The following is a 19,071-nucleotide window of genomic DNA, read 5'->3' as shown; positions in this document are numbered from 1 at the left end:
CGGTAAATCTTATACAATCGTCGAATTCCGGCGCAATCGCGTGTAACAGCCACCCCTTTGGCTGCGCCCCAAGCGGTCACGCCTTTGACTTGCGCCCCGGATGCAGGAGATGACGAAGCTGCACCATTGCCATCGGATTAGACAGGCTTTGCGCGTCTGTTTCGAGTTGCAATTCGTCGCCGCCCCGTTTCGCAGTCCGCGCAAGAATTTCGTAAACCGCAGCCGTTGTTGATTGAAGCGCCTTTTCCGGTGGGTGGCCGGCAAGGACGCGCGCCAGAAAGACAGCGGCGGTCAGATCGCCCAGCCCATTCGGTGGTCGCTCGATTATGCGGTGTTCGGCCAGCAGCGCGTGCCTGGCGTTGAGCAGGAAATTGCCCGTGCCTCCCGCCATCATCGCTGGCGCGGAGGTGACAAGCATGGTCGGCGGCCCGGCTTCCAACGCGGCCGCCGCCGTCGATTTCAAATCGGGCAATTTCGTGCCTGTCATCCATTCCAGTTCATAGCGGTTCGGTGTGGCGATGTCGGCCAGCGGCAACAATTGATCGCGCATTGCAATCGCCACGCCCTCCGGCACGTAGAGGCCATTGGAATCACCCATCACCGGATCGCAGATATAAACAGCGGCTGAATTTCTTGCCTTGATCGTACGCACCAGCGAAGCGACAGCTTCAGCCTGTTCGGCATTGCCCAGATAGCCGGACAAGACAGCGCCGACTTCGCCAAGCCAGGGCGAGTGTTCAAGGTCGTTCAAAAGTGCCGCAAATTGTTTCGTTGGCGCAATGATACGGGTGGCAGGGCCATGACCTAGATGCCACGGCAAAATGACGGTCGGCACGGCCCAGACCGGAAACCCCAACGTCTCCAACGCAAAGACGGCCGCGCGATTACCGACCGAGCCACGCGCAACATGACTAGAAATGACGATGACGGCACGAGGCGCGTCACTTGTCGATGCCGGCATCTGCCTGTTATCCGCCCCCAAAGAGATAAATCACCAACCCGACGAGCATCGCGCAAGCCAGGATCAGGCCCATCACGCGCCCGATGCGCGTCCCCCAATATTCGATCTTGTCAGATGGATCGCAATCTGCCGCGTTGACATGACTTTGGGCGCTTTTTGCTGTCCGGGCAATGAAGGAGGTGCCGCTCGGGTCGGTCTCGCGCGCAATCCCCTTGAGGATATAGCGCGCCTCACGCTCCCTGTCCGTATCTCGAGGTCCAGCCATGATGACATCCCGTTTCATCGAAACATTAGCTACTTCATCAGGTCAAACACAGAGCCTTTGGCAAGATGGCACGGTACCAGCCAATAGGCCCGTTTTCTCCAGCAGTCACGTGTTTTCCCCAACAGCGTTTTCTTGGCGACACTTTGTGGTAATGCTTTTCCATCGTCCACGCCAGAGGATACCTCCTATGCTTGCCCAGCGCCTGACTTTCCTGCCTCCGCTTCGCAAATTGCCGGCATTCGTCATGATGACACTGTTGCTGCCGCTATTGACTGGTTGCGGTTACAATACGATTCCAACGGCGGAGGAAAACGCCAAGGCAGCGTGGAGCCAGGTGCTCAACCAGTACCAGCGCCGCGCCGATCTCATTCCAAATCTCGTCGAGACCGTCAAAGGCTATGCGAGCCACGAAAAAGACGTGCTGGAAGGCGTCGTCGAAGCTCGCGCCAAGGCAACTCAGGTAACGGTGACACCCGAAACGCTGTCCGATCCCAACGCTTTCAAGGCGTTTCAGGAAAATCAGGCTGGCTTGACCAGCGCCTTGTCGAGACTATTGGCCGTCGTGGAAAACTACCCGGACCTGAAGGCAAGCCAGAATTTCCTGGCACTACAGGCGCAGCTTGAGGGCACCGAAAACCGCATCGCGGTCGCACGACGCGATTATATTGCCGCGGTACGGGACTATAATTTGACGCTGCGTACCTTCCCTTCAGTCTTATGGGCGACATTCTGGTTCAGAAATAACCAGCCTTTCCAGAACTTTACGGTTGCAGAAGACAAGATGGACGCGCCTAAGGTCGATTTCGGCACGGGTCAGGGCGGATAGACGAAAACGCATAGCCCATGCCGAAAATGTCGATGACAGTGACAAACCATAGAGCGATTTCCGTAAGTGCGCGTGGCATGCTTGCGCTGTCATGCGCCACGATTTTCCTCGCGCTTGTCTTCGCGCTGGCTGCATTTGCCGCCACCTTGCCAACGCTTAGCGGGCGCGTCGTTGACACCGCCGGCATGATCGATGCGCCAACGGAAGTTCTGTTGACGCAAAAACTCGCCGATTTTGAAAAGAAGGGTTCCGATCAGATCGTCGTGGCAACGATCCCCGATCTCGATGGCGAGGCAATCGAGCCCTATGCCAATCGGCTGTTTCGCGCCTGGGGCCTGGGGCAAGCAGGCGAAAACAACGGCGTCCTGCTTCTGATCTCCCGTAACGATCGCAAGATGCGCATCGAGGTCGGTTATGGACTTGAAGGTACGCTGACCGACCTGCACAGCAAACTGATCATCGAAAACGATATGGTGCCAGCCTTTCGTGCCGGCGATTTTTCCGGCGGCATCGAAAAAGCCGTCGATGACATGATCATGGTGCTTGAGGGCAACCCGGAAGAGCTCGAAGCACGCGGCGCGCGCAATCAGAACAGTTCGTCAGGCGTTGAGGATTGGTTTCCCGTTATCTTTTTCATCTTGTGGGCAACCATATTCTTCGGCGGTTTTGCGATGGCTATCTTGCCGCCGATCCTAGGCCAGAAGATTGGCCCGAGAACCTATCGCTGGCTTGGTATCACGTTCACGACGTCCAACGGCTCCTCCGGCAGGTCCGGCAGCAGCGGCGGTGGTTTTTCAGGCGGCGGCGGTTCATCCGGCGGCGGCGGCTCATCAGGAGGTTGGTGAACAAGACATGGCCACACATCCTATCACCGAACAGGACCGTCTCCGCGTGGCACAGGCCATTCGTACCGCAGAGGCAAAGACCGATGCAGAAATCTATTGCGTCGTTGCCCATCGAAGCGACGCCTACTTCTTCCCCGCAGCCTTCATGGCAATGGTTGGCATCGTTCTGATCAGCCTGCTTGCCGCCTATGGGTTGGAATACCGATGGCTTTCCATCCGCTTGCCGCACTTCATGCTGGCGCAATGCCTGGCCCTTGCAGGAGCGATGGTGCTCCTGTGGCTTGCCCCCGGATTGCGCATCCATCTGGTGCCATGGCCTTTGCGCCACCGGGCCGCCCACGACAATGCTGTCCGGCAATTTCTGGCACGCAACATTCACATGACCACGGCACGAACGGGCGTTCTCATCTTCGTGTCGCTGGCTGAACATTATGCCGAAGTGATCGCCGATGCGGGCATCAACAGTCGCGTCCAACAGGACATATGGGATGATGTCGTGCGTGATCTGACAATTCAGGCACGCAACGACCACCTTGCCGACGGCTTTGTCGAGGCCATCACGACCGTCGGTGCAATCATGGCCGAGCACTTTCCTGTCTCGCCCGGAGATGTCAACGAACTCGACGATCATCTGGTCGAGATTTGACAAAGGATCATCGCTAAAGCGCGTCGCGTCTAAAGGGATTCATGCAGGGTGCTTTAAGCCTTTGTTTTTGTGCATGTCGTTGTCCCAAAACCGCTGCACACTTTTGGGCGACATGCACTAGACGGCATTCTGGCCAGCCGCCCCAATGTCACCATGCGCCTCGAAGTCAGATGTGTGAAAATCATTTGACAGGCGACTAGACGCTTGCAATCGGGCAAGGCGCGTTTATGGTTAACAAATCATGAACACGCTGACGATAGATATCAGACGAGCCGAACCGCGCGATGCAGGCGAAATTGCCGATGTGCATCTTGAAGCGTGGCGCGGAGCTTATTGTGGCATCATCCCCCACAAGACACTGGCATCCATGATCAATCGCCGTGGCGTCGACTGGTGGGCGAATGCCATCAAACGCTCGGCAACCGTTCTGATTGTGGAAATTGGCGGTACCGTTGCGGGCTACGCCACCGTTGGCAAGAACCGGGCCCGCGAGCTACGCCAGCAAGGCGAGATATACGAACTTTACGTGCGCCCTGAGTATCAGGGCATTGGATTGGGAAGCCGCCTTTTCGCCGCCGCGCGTCAAAGACTGGTCGACTATGGCTTGAAAGGCATGGTGGTTTGGGCGTTGGAAGAAAATGAAAACGCACTTTCCTTCTATACCGGTGCGGGCGGGCGCGATATCGCTGAAGGCGTCGAAATCTTTGAGCACAAGGCCTTGAAAAAGGTCGCATTCGTCTGGGAATAGCTGCGCGCCACGTTTACCAGAACGCCGAAAACCTGATCTTTCTTCTATCCTGTCATTGCCTGACAGCCGATCAGCCGCTATCGGTGCTGCGATATTCCACGGAAAGACCATATGCGCATTGAAGCGATAGCCACCGGACACAATCCGCCCGAAGACATCAATGTCATTATCGAAGTCCCTGTTGGCGGCGAGCCGATCAAATATGAAATGGACAAGGCAGCGGGCACGCTTTTTGTCGACCGGTTTTTGCACACGCCCATGCGCTATCCCGGCAATTACGGCTTCGTGCCGCACACATTGTCGGGCGATGGCGATCCGATTGACGTCTTGATCTGCTCGACCCGTGCATTGGTGCCTGGGTGCGTCATCAATGTACGCCCCATTGGCGTGCTCATCATGGAAGACAATGCCGGGCAGGATGAAAAGATCATCGCCGTGCCATCGCCAAGCCTGACCATGCGCTATGAAAAAGTAGCGAACTTCACGGACCTCCCACAGATCACACTCGATCAGGTCTCGCATTTTTTCGAACATTACAAGGATCTTGAACCCGGCAAATGGGTGAAGATCGATGGCTGGTACGACGCCGCGAAAGCCAAGCAGATGATCGTCGAGGCAATCGAACGCGCAAAAAGCGCTTAGAGCAATTCCAGGAAAAGTGTGCAGCGGTTTTCTGTCCGGGATTGCGTAAAAACAAATACTTAGAGCGGCTCATCCTTTTCAGTTATCGACCCGGCCGAACGCCGGAACAGCACCGATGTCCACGCGCTTGTCTTTTCCGCAAACGAAGGCGCGGGCTTTCTCGTCTGCGATCTTGCGAGCATCTTCATTGGCATCAGCGTTGCCCGTTGCCAGCACAAGACCAACAGTACAGCCCTCACGGACCCCCGGTTGGCCCACCTTGGCAATGAGCAGGACCTCGCTGGATTTGTCGGGCTGCTCTGAATTGCTGACCATGCGGCGATGAATTGCAGCAAACGGAACGGTGACATCACCGGTCATCTCGATGCGCCATTCCACCTTGGCACTGCTTGAATTGAAACTGGCAAAACTCTCCCATACCGGCGTCATATCGGCGGCGGGAAATCCGTAAAAAACCGATTCCCGTGCATCGTCATATGCCAGCAGTACCGGGTATCCACGATAACCCGAGCAGGCAAGATCGGCCCATTCGCCATCGCCTTCCCCGGCCTGCGCATAGGTCAGGCAATCCTTTTGCGGGTCGAGATCCGTATAGGCGCTGCTGATACTGCCGGCATGAGCAACATGGCCAAGGCTGGCAAGAATGATCGCGGCAACGAGACTGCGCATTGACGTCTCCTTCGGACGGGTCCTGACCATAACAGCGAACTCCAGCCGGAAGAACCTTTCTTGATCACGGAATGCCCCTTAGAAAAATACGCGCAAAAGGAGTCGATCCCTCGCACCCGCCCCGCTATATGATGGGAAGAAGGTCGTAGCGTTTGAATCCATTGGCAGGATGGCATGACAGAAGAAAACGGTAAGCCGCAGGGTGCTGGTGCAGATTTGGAATACAAAACCGTCGAGGTAAAACGCCTGACACCAGCAGCTGAGCGGGCGCTTGCGGAAGCGCAAGTACGGCGCAAAGCCTATCTGGCCGCCGAGGCCGCACTGCCCAAGGAGATAGGCGGACGTGGTGGACTGGAGCCCGGACGCTATGGCGACTGGGACGTCAAGGGCCTGACTGCCGATTTCTGATGATCAAGGCTGCCTGACTGGGCTCAGCCGCATGTGGTAATTTTGCTCTTGCATTTGACATACGATAGGAATAATTTCCTTTGTATCATGTCACAGCTCTTGAATATTTTCAGATTGATCGCCCCGTTTGGTGTGATGTTCGCTCTGGGAATGGGCGTATTGCCCGTTCATGCGGCCAAACCCTTTCCAGGGCCGGTCGAAGCCAGTGTGATCCGCGTCATCGATGGCGATACATTTCTTGCCGAAGCTATCGTCTGGCCGGGTCAGTCCGTGCGGGTCAGCATCCGCATACGAGGCATTGATGCGCCGGAGCTGAAGAGTCGCTGCGACGGCGAACATGCCGCCGCAATTCTTGCACGCAAGGCGCTGGCGGCGATGCTCGACAGCGGTCCTGTTTCCATCTCCAACATTGGCGGCGGCAAATATTACGGGCGGGTGTTGGCCGATGTCGCCTCTGAGGATGGGACAGCAATTGCTGCGACCCTTTTGTCGCGCAGATTGGTTCGCCCATATTTTGGTGGCCGTCGGCACAGTTGGTGCAACTGACCCCGTTTGGCACACAAGACACGTCCCGAATTGATACGCTTTTCCACTATGGATGATTGCGGCACTGCTCATGGTTAGTGTCCGGTAAAAGCGCGAGGCAGCTACGAGCAAACATTTACTTCGCCTTTACCATTTCCTCGACAGAACATAAGCAAAAACAATAGCCTACAGCGATACATTGGTTGTGCGTCGCCTCTCCCCGCATTCCGGCCAGTTTCCTGCAAGGCAGGGACAAACGACAACAAAGTCGTGGCAGACGGAGGCAGTATCATGCGGCATTTTGGGATTTCGGGTCAGTCGATCAACAACTTCGTGGAAGACCGCAACGGCAATTTCGCGCTCATCTTTGGCGTGACGGTGGCGATGCTGGCCTTGGGCGTTGGCTACGCGGTCAATATAGGCCAGATCATGAATGCAAAATCGGCTTTGCGTAGCGCGGTCGATTCAGCTGTTACATCGACGGCGCGTGACCTGACCACGGGTGCTGCCACGCAAGAAGAGGCAGAAAAAACCGTCCGCGCATTTCTGACCGCAAACAGCGCGGGTGGAATTTTACCCTCCGACAAGATCGTTCTCGACAAGCTGACGATCAACAAGACGGCAAAGACTGTCACCGCCGGTGCCTATGTCGACGTCAATCTCTATTTCCCCCTGTTCGGGATGGGTAAGACCAAGCGCGTTTATAATACGGGTGCCGCAGTATATTCCGACAAACATATTGAAGTGGCGATGATGCTCGACATTACCGGCTCGATGGGCGGGCAGAAGATCAAGGATCTCAAAACTGCCGCCAAAAACGCCGTAGAAGCATTGCTCGGCCAACAAAATCCGAACAATCCGCGCGTGCGGGCTGCTATCGTTCCCTATGCCGAAGCTGTCAACACCGGCAAGCTTGTGGGCTCGGTGTTCGAGGAGGTTCAAGGCGGCCCCATCGTGCCACCGTCGATCTACGATCCTATCGCAGTGTCTGTGACCACCCCCATAGATAAATGCGCCACTGAACGGAAATTCAAGGATGGCAGCGCCGACTTTTCCGATGACGGCCCCAATATGGAGCGCCTGAATGTTGCCGGGCAGCCTTATCTGGCCAAAGTGAACAGGGATTATCGAATTTCCGTGACGAAGAATTGGCAGGGCCAGGTCACTGGCACAAAATGCCCGAAGGCAGAACTTATTCCGCTGACCACAGACAAGCAAAAATTGCTCGACACGATCGATAACTTCAAAGCTGATGGTGTGACTGCCGGCGGAATCGCAGCGCAGTGGGGCTATTACATGCTGTCGCCAAAATGGCGTTCGACGATCGTGTCGGCAGGATTGGGAGACGGACCGGCTGAGTATGACAAGACGAAAGTTTCCAAGGTCGCAATCCTGATGACCGATGGTGAGTTCAACACAGCCTTTGCTGGTGTTGCCATCGGCAGCAAGCCTCAGGGCAACCAATCCAGCAAGTCGCGCAGCTATGCTGAAGCCGTGTGCACCAACATGAAGAATGACGGCATTCAGGTCTACACGATCGGCTTCGCGCTCGGTTCCAACCCAAACAGCCCGGCAAGGGCGGTGTTGAAAGACTGTGCGACCACGGACACCTCCGCCCTGAAGCATTTCTTCGATGTTTCAACCGGACCGGAACTGGATGCGGCATTCAAGGAAATCATCAGCAATACGCAACGTCTGGCGCTCACCAAATAGCCGAACGTAAAGCCCGGCGCACATTCAAGGGTTCGTTTTGCGCGCTTTAAGTCTTTGCTTTGATGCATGTAGTTGCCCGTAATCGCCGCACACTTTGGGCGACATGCATTTGAGGCAAGAAAGGCCGCCACTTCTGTTGAAGCTGGCGGCCTTCACTTGATCTTCGATAGCAATGCCGGTTGCGGGCGCTCAAATTTCTCAAACAAACCGCATCTTGTCGCCGAGACCAATGGTACCCGGTCTATCGACCTGACAATAAACACCGATATTGCGCGCGTTGTGACGCAGGAGATTTCGAAGAATATCGGGGTCGCTGTCAAACCCGTCCTGACCGATGATGGTGAACCCGCAGCGGCGGCATGGATCTGAAATCGTCAACTCGACTTCGCCTATTGCCAGCTTGCGGCCAATCCATTCGGTTTCGGGAAAAGAGCCTTCGACCTCGGGCATATCGACAACGATGCCGGGGCGAAAGCGGCGGCGATCTGGATCTCCGCTCGGGTGCAGGGCTTTCAATCGCGCCAGCGATGCCGTGGTCAACAGATGCAAGGGTGCCTTTTTATAACGCGGCGCCGTGATTTCCCCCGCATATCCAGATGGTCTACCGCCCCCATACGGCAAGATTGCCGCGTCGAAGCCGAGATAGGCCGAAATGGCACGGTCGCAATCCGGGCTGGGCGCCGCGATCCATTCACCATTGGAGGTGGCTATTTCAAGCCTGCGATCGGCGGATAGGCGAGCCTTGATGCGCGGCACCTGGTGCCATTTCTCATGGCCATCAGGGCGTGCGATCTCCCCTGTATCCGCTTCGACAAGGCCAAAGAGCCTGTCGCCATCAGCACCCGCCTGATTGACGGAAATCGTCTGCATAGTTTCTCCTGCCAGTGAACTGGCAGGATAGCGCCAAAGCTCTATCACCTCTCCCAAGTCGCCCATATGCTCACCCTGACGGTTCGACCCCGACAGCATCGGAAAACCGCTACACACTTTTCTCGGGGATTGCTTGTTTGTTTTGCGCAATCCCGAACGGAAAACCGCTACACACTTTTCTCGGGGATTGCTTTAGCCCTTCTTGTTTTGCCTGTTGGCAATCAGCTCGTCGACGACACTCGGATCGGCCAGCGTCGAGGTGTCGCCGAGCGAGCCGAAATCGTCTTCGGCGATCTTGCGCAGGATACGGCGCATGATTTTGGCCGAACGCGTCTTGGGCAAGGCGGGTGCGAACTGGATCTTGTCAGGCGTGGCAATCGCGCCGATTTCCTTGCGCACATGCGTTACAAGATCCTTGCGCAACGTCTCGCTCGGTGCCTCGCCATCCATCAGCGTGACATAGCAGTAGATGCCCTGCCCCTTGATGTCGTGCGGATAACCGACGACCGCAGCTTCCGACACCTTGTCGTGGGCAACGAGCGCGGATTCCACCTCGGCGGTGCCCATGCGGTGACCGGATACGTTGATGACATCATCAACCCGCCCGGTGATCCAGTAATAGCCGTCCTCGTCACGGCGGCAGCCATCGCCCGAGAAATACTTGCCTTTATAGGCGGAGAAATATGTCTGTGCGAAACGCTCATGATCGCCATAAACGGTGCGCATCATGCCGGGCCAGGCGTCGGCGATGCACAGATTGCCGGAGCCTTCACCTTCGATGACCTTGCCGTCAGCGTCCATGATCTGCGGGACAATGCCAAAGAATGGCCGCGTTGCAGAGCCCGCCTTCAGGTCAGTCGCTCCCGGTAGCGGCGCAATCAGGATGCCGCCATTTTCCGTCTGCCACCATGTATCAATGACAGGACACTTCTTCTCACCGACGATATTATAATACCATTGCCATGCCTCCGGGTTGATCGGCTCGCCAACCGAGCCAAGTATCCGCAGCGATTTGCGCGACGTTTTCTCCACATGGCTGTCGCCCGCTCCCATCAGCGCACGGATGGCGGTGGGCGCGGTGTAGAAGATGTTGACCTTGTGCTTGTCGACCACTTCCCAGAAGCGCGATGGTGTCGGGTAGTTGGGAACACCTTCGAACATCAGCGTCGTTGCACCGTTGCACAGCGGACCATAGAGAATATAGGAGTGACCCGTTACCCAGCCGACATCGGCTGTGCACCAGTAAATGTCTCCGTCGTGATAGTCGAAGACATATTGATGGGTCATCGAGGTATAGACGAGATAGCCTGCGGTGGTGTGCAAGACACCCTTCGGCTTGCCGGTCGAGCCGGATGTGTAGAGGATGAACAGCGGGTCTTCCGCCTTCATTTTCTCCGGCTTGCAGTCGGGTTTAACCGAGGCGGTTTCTTCGTGATACCAGAGGTCGCGGCCTTCGGCCCAGGCGACCTTGCCGCCTGTGCGGCGTACCACCAGAACATTATTGACCTTCACCTTCTGTTTGCCCGCGATCTCGACGGCCTTGTCGGTATTGTCCTTCAGCGGTATCGGCTTGCCACCGCGTAACCCCTCATCGGCGGTAATAACGAAATTGGATTGGCAATCGACGATACGACCGGCCAGCGCATCCGGCGAGAAGCCGCCGAAAACGACGGAATGGATGGCGCCGATGCGGGTACAGGCGAACATGGCGTAGGCCGCTTCAGGGATCATCGGCATGTAGATGGTGACGCGATCGCCCTTCTTGACGCCATGCTTCTTCAGCACATTGGCAAGCCGGCAAACATGCTCATGCAATTCATTGTAGGTGATCTTCTTCTCATCATAAGGATTGTCACCCTCCCAGATGATGGCAACCTGATTGCCGCGCTTCTTCAGGTGGCGGTCAATACAGTTATAAGAAACATTGGTTTGGCCATCCTCGAACCACTTGATCGAAACCTTGCCGTCGAACGAGGTGTTCTTGACCTTGGTATAGGGCTTGAACCAGTCGATGCGCTTGCCGTGCTTGTTCCAGAATTTATCCGGGTTCTTGACGCTGTCGGCGTACCATTTGAGATAGGTCTCGTTATCGATCAGCGCATTCTTCTTCCACGCAGATTGAACGCGGTGGACATGAACATCGGACATTCCTGCTTTCCTCCAAAATCAGCCATTGGCCAAAATGCGAATGGCGCGGCGATCACCGTCGCAAGTCAACCACATTATTAACAGTTCCACCCGAACGGCAATATTAGACGTTCGATTGCGTGACCGGATGACGCAGAAATTGAGCAGCGGATCAGTTGAAATTTCGCTTGTCGAGTGAAGTTATCGTTCTGTCGATGTCGCAACCTGACAAATGTTCCAGATATCCGATTATGCGACTGGAGGATGACTACATAGCTACAATCTTTCGAATATTCCACACAACCTCTGTTGGTTAAAAATAACTGTTTAGCTTACCTGTTTAGCAATCCACCAGATATTTCCACAAGGGTCTTTTATACCAGCAATTCTATCACCAAACGGCCTTAAATTGGGTTCCATTATTGATATAGCACCGCATTTCAATGCGGTTTGGAACTTCGAATCGACGTCGTCAACATACAAATAAATCTGAGATACATTAGCGGAAAACTGCTCCGTGCTTTGATTAAGCATTATTATTGATTCACCAATACGAATTCGCGCGTGCTGGATTTTTCCGTCTTTGTATCTATCTTCTTTAACCAATAAACCATCGAAAACTTCTACGGCAAATTCAATCAACGCGTCCGCATCTTCAACGGTGAAGTAGGGTGTAATCGTTCCTGTTTGGTTTGTCGTATTGTCTCCGCTGACCAAAATTCTACCCCTTACAAACCTCTAGATAATTGAGAGACCATTGTCGCAAAAACCATGGTTTTTGCGAAGGCTCAGCCAAATTGACTTTGGACATTACTTTTTTGGCTTTTTGTCGATTAAGACATCTTGCTGCCATTTGCTGGGTTTTTTGTCGGTGCGGTGAATGCAGCCTACCCAACAGCATGGGCGTTTTTGGCCTTCAAGAAGCTCCTCAACAGTTCGATTAATCCGCCGCTTCCTAGTCTCGTCCTGTTTCGCATCTTCAACCCAACAAATAAATTCATTTCGGGCAATAGACGTCAAGTTTTCCCATAAGCTAGTAACTTCTAATGTATCGGTCAGCGCAGCAACCAAATCCTCGGGTAGTTCGTGGACAAGGCCGCCGGAGATTTTCTTTTTCATTAATTCAACCTATCAGGTATGTATCAACAATTCGACATTGTTGACGTGCTCAATATCACCGCTCACTCCCGGCCTAGCCAAATCGGTTGCAAAAAACAAAATGGCTCAAGCTTTTGCAAGATCAGCTTGCCGGGCGTGGAAGCAAAACCCCGTTCCAAACGTTATCAATAAAGGGTTAACCATCGGCGCGCACAATTTGCGCGGGGGGAAATGCAGGTTTGCGAGGCAACCATGCGTGACCATCTCGATATGGAACTGATGCTGAAGGGCTATGGCCTGACAACGGCAAAAATCCTCTACCATTTTCCAGATCATCCACTTCTGTTGCAGACATATATCTGGCAGGACTACGACATCGCTCCGAAATTTCCGGTGCTGGTGAAGTTCATCGAATTCTGGAAATCCAGGCTCGAAGGGCCGTTGCATTCAGTGAGCTATTCACATCAGAAGCTGATTGCATCGAATGAATGGAGAAAAGTCGATGGCGAGTTCGTGCTGCACTGATGCCTTTTCCGGCAGCGCGCTTCGCAGAAATGTCTACTGCATGCCGCCCAAAAATGTGCAGCGTTTTTGGGCCAACGACATGCATGAAAACAATGGCTTGAAGCACGCTGCATGAATGACTTTGAACGCGACGTGCTTTGGAAACGCAACTCGCAATCGAGAGGCCAATGCCGGAACCGCTCAAGCAGTGGGTACTGATCTTCTCCGACGGCACGGGCCAGCGCGGCGTCCGCAACGACGCGGCGATCAAGAGTACCAATGTGTTCCAGATGTTTTCCGCGGCTGAAGGCAAGCCCTATTTGGAGAGCTTCTACGACCCAGGACTTGGTGCACCGGACGAAGGCGCGAATAACTGGACCCGTACTTTCCGCAATTTCTGGTCCAAAGTGACGGGCTGGGGCATTAGCGCCAACATCGTCGATTGCTACGAAGCCCTGCTGCTCAAATGGCGTCCCGGCATGAAGATCGGCTTCTTCGGCTTCAGTCGTGGTGCCTACACCGTTCGTTGCCTCGGCGGTGTGCTGGCAACCTGCGGCATAGCAATGGACGACGCCGGCACCCCTATTTCCAAGGCTCGTGAAGGGTCAGGCGCAGAGCGGCGGCGCAAAATCGCCGAAGAAGCAGTCGCTACCTACAAGATCAAAGGCAAGGCCGCGCGAAAAGCGGCGGGCGAAACCTTTGCGCGCAAATATCGGGCGCAGCAGGCCGTGCCCGACGTGGTCGGCGTATTCGATACGGTGAAAGCGCTTGGGCTTCCCGGCATCATGAATCTGGTCAATCCGTGGAAACACGAATTCCACGACAAAGATTTATCGGAACGTGTGCCGGTTGGTCTGCATGCGCTGTCGATAGATGAGAACCGTAAGGAATTTGCCCCGGTGCAGTGGGCCGACGTGAACATTGAGGGGCGCGCTGCCGGTCAGATTATCGAACAGGTCTGGTTTCCGGGCGTGCATTCCGACATCGGAGGCGGTTACAATGACGACTGGAAACTGGCCGACCTTGCGCTCGACTGGATGCTCGACAGGTTGCGAAACGTTTGCCATCTCCATATTCCGCTCACCGTCAACATGCACGACAATATGCTGGGCAAGGCACATGATGAGAGAACAGGGCTGGGCATATTCTGGCTTCAGAGCGCCAGAAACATTCGCTGGGAGTCAGTTGATATCGACATGTTATGCGACGGAATTGAATGCAGATTTGACAAGTATTCACCACCCTACAGGCCCGCGCCGCTGTCCGGCCATCCCCGCGTCAGACGCTATTATCGCCGGTGACGTTCAAACGGGGCTCCCATTGCCGATAAAGGGCGCTGGTCAGAGACCTTATCGGCTTCCGAAAATTGCCGACCCCACCCTGACGCTGGTTGCACCAAACGCGACTGCGGTTTCGTAATCACCAGACATGCCCATCGAAAGACGTTCGACACCAGCTTCGCGCGCGAGTTTTTCAAGCAGGGCAAAATGCGGCCCCGGATTTTCATCGGCTGGCGGAATGCACATCAAACCATTGATGGTGAGCCCGTGGACATCGCGACAGCGCGTGACAAAGGCAATGGTTTCGCTCGGTTCGATGCCAGCCTTTTGCGGCTCCGACCCCGTATTGACCTGCACAAATAATCGCAGTGTCCGCTCTTGCTTGCGCATTTCCTTGGCAAGTTCGGCAGCGATCTTGTCGCGATCGACCGTCTCGATGACATCGAACAGGGCGACTGCTTCCCTGGCCTTGTTGGATTGCAGCGGGCCGATAAGGTGCAACTCTATATCCGGGAAATCGGCTTTTAACAGCGGCCATTTTCCTTGCGCCTCCTGCACGCGGTTTTCACCGAAAACGCGCTGGCCCGCTTCGATAACGGGGCGAATGACATCCGCATCGAATGTTTTGGAGACAGCAACCAGCGTGACACTTGCCGGACTGCGTTTTGAACTCTGTTCTGCTGCGCCAATATTTGCCTTGACCGCTGCAAGCTGTTCGACAGCATGGTTCATATCCGGTTCCTATCGTCCGATACCGCTGTTTTTGCCCCGGTGGTGCACCCATATGGTTGACGGGTTTGCCAAAGCATGGTGAAGACCGGAGCCATGTTCCTGGCTGCCCGCGTGAGCGTGGCAGCTTTCCTCATGCTTTTAAAAGAAAAACCGGTCATGGCAACCGAACGATACAATCCGCGCGCTTCAGAACCCAAATGGCAAAAGGCATGGGATGCCGAAAAGCTGTTCGAGACGAAGAACGACGACCCGCGTCCGAAATATTATGTGCTGGAGATGTTTCCCTATCCCTCAGGGCGCATTCATATGGGCCATGTGCGTAACTATACGATGGGTGACGTGGTGGCGCGCTACCATCGCGCAAAAGGCGAAAATGTGCTTCATCCGATGGGCTGGGATGCCTTCGGCCTGCCGGCGGAAAATGCGGCGCGCGACAACAAGGTCAATCCGCGCGACTGGACCTATTCCAACATCGCCACGATGAAGCGCCAATTGAAGACGATGGGCCTTTCGCTCGATTGGGCGCGCGAGTTCGCGACCTGCGATCCGGCATATTACCGTCACCAGCAGAAGATGTTTCTGGATTTCTGGCGCACCGGACTGGTGGAGCGCAGATCGGCCAAGGTCAATTGGGACCCGGTCGACATGACGGTTCTGGCCAATGAGCAGGTCATAGACGGGCGCGGCTGGCGATCCGACGCACTGGTCGAGCAGCGCGATCTGACGCAATGGTTCTTCAAGATCACCTCGATGTCGCAAGACCTGCTCGACGGGCTCGACACGCTTGAACGCTGGCCGGAAAAAGTCCGGGTCATGCAGCGCAACTGGATCGGCCGTTCCGAAGGCCTGCTGGTTCGCTGGCCGCTGGCAAGCGACACGGCACCATCGGGCGAAGATGAACTGGAAGTCTATACGACGCGGCCCGACACCATATTCGGCGCATCGTTTATGGCGATTGCAGCCGATCATCCGCTGGCAAAAAAGGCGGCGCAGACAAACCCGAAACTTGCATCCTTCATCGAGGACGTGCGCCGCATGGGAACATCGGTGGCAACCGTCGAGACAGCGGAAAAGAAAGGCTTCGATACGGGCATCCGTGTCACGCATCCCTTTGACAAGGACTGGACGCTGCCGGTCTATGTCGCCAATTTCGTCTTGATGGATTATGGCACGGGCGCAATTTTCGGCTGCCCGGCGCATGACCAGCGCGACCTTGATTTTGCCAATAAATACGGGCTGCCGGTTGTGCCGGTGGTCAAGCCGGAAGGCATTGAGGCACCCGCCTTCCAGATTACGGAAGAAGCCTATGTCGAAGATGGCACGATGATCAATTCGCGCTTTCTCGACGGTATGAAACCAAGCGACGCATTCGAGGAAGTGGCGACGCGGCTTTCAGGTGCAACCGTCGGCAACCGTCCGCAGGCTGAGCGCAAGGTGCAGTTCAGGCTGCGCGACTGGCTGATTTCGCGCCAGCGCTATTGGGGTTGCCCCATCCCCGTCATTCATTGCGACGATTGTGGTGCGCAACCTGTGGCCGACGAGAACCTGCCGGTCGAATTGCCGGTCGATGTCACGTTTGAGCGCCCCGGCAATCCGCTCGATCATCATCCGACGTGGAAGCATGTGGACTGCCCGAAATGCGGCAAGAAAGCACGCCGCGACACCGACACGATGGACACATTTGTCGATTCGTCGTGGTATTTCGCGCGCTTCACCGATCCGTGGAATGAGACAAGGCCGACGACGCTGTCTTATGTCGATGGCAAAAAGGGCTGGCTGCCGGTCAATCAATATATTGGCGGCATCGAACATGCGATCCTCCATCTCCTTTATTCGCGTTTCTTCACACGCGCCATGAAGGCAACTGGACATCTCAACGAGGTAAGCGAACCATTCGAGGGCCTGTTCACTCAGGGCATGGTCGTGCACGAAACCTATAAGGGGCCGCAAGGCTGGGTTACACCTGCCGAGGTCAAGGTCGATGAGGCTGACGGGAAGCGGCAGGCCGTGCTGTTGGCCGATGACTCCCCGATCGAGGTCGGGTCGATCGAGAAAATGTCGAAATCGAAAAGGAACGTGGTCGATCCTGATGACATCATCGCCAGCTACGGGGCCGATACCGCGCGCTGGTTCATGCTGTCGGACTCACCGCCGGAACGCGACGTGATCTGGACCGAAGCGGGCGTTGAAGGCGCTCATCGCTTTGTCCAGCGCATATGGCGTCTTGTGGCGGAAGCCGCGCCTGTTTTGCGCGATGTCGCATCTGCTGCTGGTGAAGGAGATGTCGCGACCATTTCGCGCACGGCCCACAAGATTTTGAAGGCAGTGGGCGAAGACATAGAACGGTTGCATTTCAACAAGGCGGTTGCCCGTCTCTATGAGTTGACCAATGCGCTTTCTCCCGAAATTGCTGCCCTTGCGGATGACCGCGATGGCGATAGCGCGCGTGCGGGTGCCGTGCGCCAGGCATTGGAGTTCCTTATTGTCATGGTCGCGCCAATGATGCCGCATCTGGCCGAGGAATGCTGGAAGGCACTTGGCGGATCGGGATTGGTTGCAGCGCAGCCATGGCCATCCTTCAATCCCGCTCTCGTCGTTGACAACGAGATCGTGCTGCCGGTGCAGGTCAATGGCAAGAAACGCGGCGATTTGACAATTGCCCGCGACGCAGATCAATCTGCTGTCGAACAGGCAGTGCTTGCTCTCGACTTCGTGCAAAAGGCGCTCGAAGGCAAGACACCGCGCAAGATCATCGTTGTGCCTCAGAGGATCGTCAATGTCGTTGCCTGAAAATAGCAAGACGGCACTGGCGCGCCGCCTGAATTCAACATTGCGTGCGGCTTTTTTCATCAGTGTCGCACTGGTATCGGCCTGCACCGTGCGACCGCTTTATTCCAACGCCCCGCTTTCACCAGGAGCGCAGGTTGGCGCAACCGAGGAACTTGCGTCAATTGCCGTCAGCCCGGTGAATACGCGCTATGCCCAGCAGGTGCGAAACAATCTGATCTTTGGGCTGACGCGCGGCGCTGGCGAGCCAGCTTCACCGCTTTATTCGCTTGATCTCAACGTGACCGAGGCGGTGGAATCAGCCGCATCCATACAGGCATCCGCCACACAAGACGTGCCAACCGCCGGAACTGTTATCCTGACGGCGAACTACAAGCTGACAGATACCGCTACCGGTAAAACCATCTCGACAGGCAATCGTTCGATGTCGGCGTCGTTTGACCGGCCACTGCAGGAATTCGCAAACTACCGCGCGCAAATTGATGCTGAAAACCGTGCGGCGCGGGAATTGGCGCAATTGTTGCAACTGGCGATCACTCAGGATCTTGCAAAGCGTTGAAGCGCGTCGGCTGTTGCAAGAACCCTAGCTGCTCCGGCTATGCAAAAACGCCCCCGACACCAGCGTGAAAGACATCAGCGTGATGATGTCGGGGGGCGTGGTTCAGACTTATTGACGAGTTGGCGCTCAGCCGATCTTCTGGCCGGTCTTGGCCCAGTCCGCGAGGAAGGCTTCGAGGCCCTTGTCGGTCAAAGGATGCTTGACGAGCGCGCGCAATGTTGATGGCGGAACGGTGGCGACATCTGCGCCAATCAGGGCTGCCTGCTGGACATGGCTGGTTGAGCGCACCGAAGCGACAAGGATTTCGGTCTGGAAATCGTAATTGTCATAGATCTGTCTGATGTCTGAAATCAGGTCCATTCCGTCGATGCCGGTGTCATCGAGCCGGCCAACGAACGGAGAGATGAAAGAAGCCCCGGCCTTTGCTGCCAACAGAGCCTGATTGGCAGAAAAGCACAGCGTGACATTGACCATGCGGCCATCGGAGCGGATAGACCTGCAGGCCTTCAATCCGTCAAGGGTCAACGGCACCTTGATGGCGATGTTGTCGGCGATCCTGGCCAGAACCTTGGCTTCCTTCATCATGCCGTCATAGTCTGTGGCTGTGACTTCGGCAGAAACCGGACCTTTGACGATGTCGCAGATTTGTTTGGTGACTTCATCGATCTTGCCGCCTGATTTGAGTATCAGCGACGGGTTGGTGGTAACCCCGTCAACCAACCCCAGATCGTTCAGTTCGCGGATTTCCTTGATGTCGGCAGTGTCGACAAAGAATTTCATGATGTTCTCCTTGGCAATTATTCCATGCGCGCCCAACGCGCTTGAGCGTGCGCTCGGCCCCAGGTTGGCGCTTGGGCTTTGCTCTA

The 19,071-nt window shown here is 55.6% G+C and carries 21 protein-coding genes; 12 read left to right on the top strand and 9 right to left on the bottom strand.

What is annotated here, in order from left to right:
• Nucleotides 1-76 precede the first annotated feature (76 nt).
• Together pdxY and AC0L7S_RS10450 are read right to left on the bottom strand one after the other, a co-directional pair.
• Nucleotides 77-961 (bottom strand): pyridoxal kinase PdxY, encoded by an 885-nt coding sequence (pdxY, locus tag AC0L7S_RS10455; protein WP_473470808.1) that lies wholly within the window; start codon nt 959-961, stop codon nt 77-79.
• 7 nt (nt 962-968) lie between these two features.
• Complete coding sequence (locus AC0L7S_RS10450) at nt 969-1,226, bottom strand: hypothetical protein (protein WP_473470807.1); 258 nt, start codon at nt 1,224-1,226, stop codon at nt 969-971.
• A 187-nt stretch (nt 1,227-1,413) separates the two neighbouring features.
• On the opposite strand from AC0L7S_RS10450, the gene AC0L7S_RS10445 reads away from it, so the two are divergent.
• The 5 genes from AC0L7S_RS10445 to ppa all read left to right on the top strand — a co-directional run bounded on the left by AC0L7S_RS10445 (nt 1,414) and on the right by ppa (nt 4,933).
• Nucleotides 1,414-2,052 (top strand): LemA family protein, encoded by a 639-nt coding sequence (locus tag AC0L7S_RS10445; protein ID WP_473470806.1) that lies wholly within the window; start codon nt 1,414-1,416, stop codon nt 2,050-2,052.
• 77 nt (nt 2,053-2,129) lie between these two features.
• Nucleotides 2,130-2,897: a TPM domain-containing protein gene (locus tag AC0L7S_RS10440; protein ID WP_473474259.1), complete on the top strand. Its 768-nt coding sequence runs from the start codon at nt 2,130-2,132 to the stop codon at nt 2,895-2,897.
• 7 nt (nt 2,898-2,904) lie between these two features.
• Nucleotides 2,905-3,543 (top strand): TPM domain-containing protein, encoded by a 639-nt coding sequence (locus AC0L7S_RS10435; RefSeq protein WP_473470805.1) that lies wholly within the window; start codon nt 2,905-2,907, stop codon nt 3,541-3,543.
• Between the two features lie 241 nt (nt 3,544-3,784).
• Nucleotides 3,785-4,291 carry a GNAT family N-acetyltransferase gene (locus AC0L7S_RS10430; protein ID WP_473470804.1) on the top strand — a complete coding sequence of 169 codons (507 nt, stop codon included), beginning with the start codon at nt 3,785-3,787 and terminating at the stop codon, nt 4,289-4,291.
• 111 nt (nt 4,292-4,402) lie between these two features.
• Complete coding sequence (gene ppa, locus AC0L7S_RS10425; protein ID WP_473470803.1) at nt 4,403-4,933, top strand: inorganic diphosphatase; 531 nt, start codon at nt 4,403-4,405, stop codon at nt 4,931-4,933.
• A gap of 78 nt (nt 4,934-5,011) precedes the next feature.
• On the opposite strand, the gene AC0L7S_RS10420 is transcribed toward ppa, so the two are convergent.
• Nucleotides 5,012-5,602 (bottom strand): hypothetical protein, encoded by a 591-nt coding sequence (locus tag AC0L7S_RS10420; protein ID WP_473470801.1) that lies wholly within the window; start codon nt 5,600-5,602, stop codon nt 5,012-5,014.
• 174 nt (nt 5,603-5,776) lie between these two features.
• Between AC0L7S_RS10420 and AC0L7S_RS10415 the strand changes: the two genes are divergently transcribed.
• From AC0L7S_RS10415 to AC0L7S_RS10405, 3 genes are all read left to right on the top strand, one after another.
• Entirely contained in the window at nt 5,777-6,010 is a 234-nt protein-coding gene (locus AC0L7S_RS10415; protein ID WP_473470799.1) for a DUF1674 domain-containing protein, read from the top strand.
• Between the two features lie 99 nt (nt 6,011-6,109).
• Nucleotides 6,110-6,556 carry a thermonuclease family protein gene (locus AC0L7S_RS10410; RefSeq protein WP_473470797.1) on the top strand — a complete coding sequence of 149 codons (447 nt, stop codon included), beginning with the start codon at nt 6,110-6,112 and terminating at the stop codon, nt 6,554-6,556.
• 270 nt (nt 6,557-6,826) lie between these two features.
• Complete coding sequence (locus AC0L7S_RS10405) at nt 6,827-8,248, top strand: Tad domain-containing protein (RefSeq protein ID WP_473470795.1); 1,422 nt, start codon at nt 6,827-6,829, stop codon at nt 8,246-8,248.
• A 198-nt stretch (nt 8,249-8,446) separates the two neighbouring features.
• Here AC0L7S_RS10405 and AC0L7S_RS10400 read toward each other — a convergent pair whose 3' ends face one another.
• The 4 genes from AC0L7S_RS10400 to AC0L7S_RS10385 all read right to left on the bottom strand — a co-directional run bounded on the left by AC0L7S_RS10400 (nt 8,447) and on the right by AC0L7S_RS10385 (nt 12,364).
• A complete protein-coding gene (locus tag AC0L7S_RS10400; RefSeq protein ID WP_473470794.1) occupies nt 8,447-9,118 on the bottom strand; it encodes an MOSC domain-containing protein in 672 nt (223 codons plus the stop codon).
• A gap of 192 nt (nt 9,119-9,310) precedes the next feature.
• Nucleotides 9,311-11,266: an acetate--CoA ligase gene (gene acs, locus AC0L7S_RS10395; RefSeq protein ID WP_473470792.1), complete on the bottom strand. Its 1,956-nt coding sequence runs from the start codon at nt 11,264-11,266 to the stop codon at nt 9,311-9,313.
• A 306-nt stretch (nt 11,267-11,572) separates the two neighbouring features.
• Nucleotides 11,573-11,962 (bottom strand): VOC family protein, encoded by a 390-nt coding sequence (locus AC0L7S_RS10390; RefSeq protein WP_473470790.1) that lies wholly within the window; start codon nt 11,960-11,962, stop codon nt 11,573-11,575.
• A gap of 93 nt (nt 11,963-12,055) precedes the next feature.
• A complete protein-coding gene (locus tag AC0L7S_RS10385; protein ID WP_473470788.1) occupies nt 12,056-12,364 on the bottom strand; it encodes a YdeI/OmpD-associated family protein in 309 nt (102 codons plus the stop codon).
• Nucleotides 12,365-12,595: 231 nt separating this feature from the next.
• On the opposite strand from AC0L7S_RS10385, the gene AC0L7S_RS10380 reads away from it, so the two are divergent.
• Both AC0L7S_RS10380 and AC0L7S_RS10375 read left to right on the top strand, forming a co-directional pair.
• Nucleotides 12,596-12,868 carry an usg protein gene (locus AC0L7S_RS10380; protein WP_473470787.1) on the top strand — a complete coding sequence of 91 codons (273 nt, stop codon included), beginning with the start codon at nt 12,596-12,598 and terminating at the stop codon, nt 12,866-12,868.
• A 167-nt stretch (nt 12,869-13,035) separates the two neighbouring features.
• Complete coding sequence (locus tag AC0L7S_RS10375) at nt 13,036-14,148, top strand: phospholipase effector Tle1 domain-containing protein (protein WP_473470786.1); 1,113 nt, start codon at nt 13,036-13,038, stop codon at nt 14,146-14,148.
• A 48-nt stretch (nt 14,149-14,196) separates the two neighbouring features.
• Here AC0L7S_RS10375 and AC0L7S_RS10370 read toward each other — a convergent pair whose 3' ends face one another.
• Entirely contained in the window at nt 14,197-14,859 is a 663-nt protein-coding gene (locus AC0L7S_RS10370) for a YggS family pyridoxal phosphate-dependent enzyme (protein WP_473470785.1), read from the bottom strand.
• Between the two features lie 156 nt (nt 14,860-15,015).
• Between AC0L7S_RS10370 and leuS the strand changes: the two genes are divergently transcribed.
• Together leuS and AC0L7S_RS10360 are read left to right on the top strand one after the other, a co-directional pair.
• Nucleotides 15,016-17,649, top strand: coding sequence for a leucine--tRNA ligase (leuS, locus tag AC0L7S_RS10365; protein ID WP_473470784.1), 2,634 nt, complete (start codon nt 15,016-15,018; stop codon nt 17,647-17,649).
• A complete protein-coding gene (locus AC0L7S_RS10360) occupies nt 17,636-18,205 on the top strand; it encodes an LPS assembly lipoprotein LptE (protein ID WP_473470782.1) in 570 nt (189 codons plus the stop codon). The genes leuS and AC0L7S_RS10360 overlap by 14 nt, the downstream gene beginning before the upstream one ends.
• Before the next feature lie 126 nt (nt 18,206-18,331).
• Here the strand turns inward: AC0L7S_RS10360 and fsa are convergent, their stop codons facing one another.
• Complete coding sequence (fsa, locus tag AC0L7S_RS10355) at nt 18,332-18,985, bottom strand: fructose-6-phosphate aldolase (RefSeq protein ID WP_473470781.1); 654 nt, start codon at nt 18,983-18,985, stop codon at nt 18,332-18,334.
• Nucleotides 18,986-19,071 lie beyond the last annotated feature (86 nt).

It is taken from the genome of Mesorhizobium sp. G2-6-1, assembly GCF_055809095.1.
The sequence above is the reverse complement of the archived record's forward strand: the minus strand, read 5'-3'. Positions and strand labels throughout refer to the sequence as shown.

Coding starts and splice junctions, on each gene's coding strand:
- AC0L7S_RS10445 (WP_473470806.1), top strand. CDS start 1,414: ATGCTTGCCCAGCGCCTGACTTTCCTGCCTCCGCTTCGCAAATTGCCG.
- AC0L7S_RS10430 (WP_473470804.1), top strand. CDS start 3,785: ATGAACACGCTGACGATAGATATCAGACGAGCCGAACCGCGCGATGCA.
- AC0L7S_RS10380 (WP_473470787.1), top strand. CDS start 12,596: ATGCGTGACCATCTCGATATGGAACTGATGCTGAAGGGCTATGGCCTG.
- ppa (WP_473470803.1), top strand. CDS start 4,403: ATGCGCATTGAAGCGATAGCCACCGGACACAATCCGCCCGAAGACATC.
- AC0L7S_RS10360 (WP_473470782.1), top strand. CDS start 17,636: ATGTCGTTGCCTGAAAATAGCAAGACGGCACTGGCGCGCCGCCTGAAT.
- AC0L7S_RS10375 (WP_473470786.1), top strand. CDS start 13,036: ATGCCGGAACCGCTCAAGCAGTGGGTACTGATCTTCTCCGACGGCACG.
- leuS (WP_473470784.1), top strand. CDS start 15,016: ATGGCAACCGAACGATACAATCCGCGCGCTTCAGAACCCAAATGGCAA.
- AC0L7S_RS10440 (WP_473474259.1), top strand. CDS start 2,130: ATGCTTGCGCTGTCATGCGCCACGATTTTCCTCGCGCTTGTCTTCGCG.
- AC0L7S_RS10400 (WP_473470794.1), bottom strand. CDS start 9,118: ATGCAGACGATTTCCGTCAATCAGGCGGGTGCTGATGGCGACAGGCTC.
- AC0L7S_RS10415 (WP_473470799.1), top strand. CDS start 5,777: ATGACAGAAGAAAACGGTAAGCCGCAGGGTGCTGGTGCAGATTTGGAA.
- AC0L7S_RS10420 (WP_473470801.1), bottom strand. CDS start 5,602: ATGCGCAGTCTCGTTGCCGCGATCATTCTTGCCAGCCTTGGCCATGTT.
- AC0L7S_RS10370 (WP_473470785.1), bottom strand. CDS start 14,859: ATGAACCATGCTGTCGAACAGCTTGCAGCGGTCAAGGCAAATATTGGC.
- AC0L7S_RS10385 (WP_473470788.1), bottom strand. CDS start 12,364: ATGAAAAAGAAAATCTCCGGCGGCCTTGTCCACGAACTACCCGAGGAT.
- fsa (WP_473470781.1), bottom strand. CDS start 18,985: ATGAAATTCTTTGTCGACACTGCCGACATCAAGGAAATCCGCGAACTG.
- AC0L7S_RS10450 (WP_473470807.1), bottom strand. CDS start 1,226: ATGGCTGGACCTCGAGATACGGACAGGGAGCGTGAGGCGCGCTATATC.
- acs (WP_473470792.1), bottom strand. CDS start 11,266: ATGTCCGATGTTCATGTCCACCGCGTTCAATCTGCGTGGAAGAAGAAT.
- pdxY (WP_473470808.1), bottom strand. CDS start 961: ATGCCGGCATCGACAAGTGACGCGCCTCGTGCCGTCATCGTCATTTCT.
- AC0L7S_RS10405 (WP_473470795.1), top strand. CDS start 6,827: ATGCGGCATTTTGGGATTTCGGGTCAGTCGATCAACAACTTCGTGGAA.
- AC0L7S_RS10435 (WP_473470805.1), top strand. CDS start 2,905: ATGGCCACACATCCTATCACCGAACAGGACCGTCTCCGCGTGGCACAG.